The organism is Labrys wisconsinensis, assembly GCF_030814995.1.
GTDB lineage: Bacteria > Pseudomonadota > Alphaproteobacteria > Rhizobiales > Labraceae > Labrys > Labrys wisconsinensis.
Map to the genome: position 1 here is coordinate 1 of NZ_JAUSVX010000055.1, position 1,051 is coordinate 1,051.

Consider the following 1,051-nt stretch of genomic DNA (forward strand, 5'->3'; position numbering starts at 1 on the left):
CAAGCTGGCCGATCGACCGGCATTGGCCGGCCCCTTCGATCTCGCCCTCTCGCTCGCCCGACGCGTCAAGGACCAGCGCCAGCGCGAGCGGGGCAGGAAGGTCTATTCCCTGCACGCCCCCGAGGTGGAGTGCATCGGCAAGGGCAAGGTGCACAAGCCCTACGAGTTCGGCGTCAAGGTCTCCGTGGCCACGCCGCTCAACCGCTGCAAGGGCGGCCAGTTCGTCGTCCACGTCAAAGCGCTGCCCGGCAACCCTTATGACAGTCATTCCGGGGATGCCCCCCAGCTCGGTGACAATTACACGCCCCCGGATGGCTCCGTAAGCGCAGCTGCAATCATTTCCCGCATCGCCGGCCACATGGTTGCGATAGCGTCGGCGACCTCCTGGACCGGGGTGCTGGCGGGAACGTCTGCAAATCGAACGACGATCTGTGCGGCCTGAACGGCCAAACGCATATCGTCGGGATCTGCGACGGGAACCGATGCAACCGCCGCGCAGGCGACCATGAAGGGCGTCGGCTCGCGCATTGCCGCGATAGCCGTACAGGCTGCAACGGTGTACTTGTGCCACTGCAGCGAACTTCCTTCGCGTTCGGCAAGCGCTCTCGCCACGCGTTCGATCATTGTCACGTCTTCCCCCCAGGGGTATGTCGGCGATTGAATTAATGTGCGATGTATCTATCTCTCGTAATAGCTAGGGATGTCGAGGTTGCGGTCACAGCCCTTGATGACATTACGCGACTACTCTTCAACTGGAAACTCTCACTTTGGCAACCCCCAGTCCATATAGCTGGCTCTTCGGCGCTGGCTTGACATGCAGCGAGGGCAGCAGGGTGCCGAGGGCCGTCGTCAGGCCGCCGGCAGCGACGAGCAGCTTCCAGCCGCTGCGGGCGCCGGCGATGGCATCGCGGACGATGCCCTCGTTGACCTTGATTTCGTGGAGATCTCCCATCGTGCTACTAATACTACAGTTGCATTTTTTTGAGATGCGCGCGTTTGGCGCCAGCTTGATGAGCGCGGCGCCAGGCTGACCAGGCGATGACGCGTGCTG

At 62.4% G+C, this 1,051-nt stretch carries 1 protein-coding gene and 1 pseudogene; one reads left to right on the forward strand and one right to left on the reverse strand.

Features of this window, described 5'->3' with window-relative positions; translation table 11 throughout:
• Positions 1-271 (forward strand): annotated as a pseudogene (locus tag QO011_RS42490) (IS5/IS1182 family transposase); the annotation flags it as partial.
• Between the two features lie 477 nt (positions 272-748).
• Here QO011_RS42490 and QO011_RS42495 read toward each other — a convergent pair.
• Positions 749-1,051, reverse strand: a 303-nt coding sequence (locus QO011_RS42495; protein WP_307286779.1) for a hypothetical protein, incomplete at its 5' end; no start/stop codon positions are given.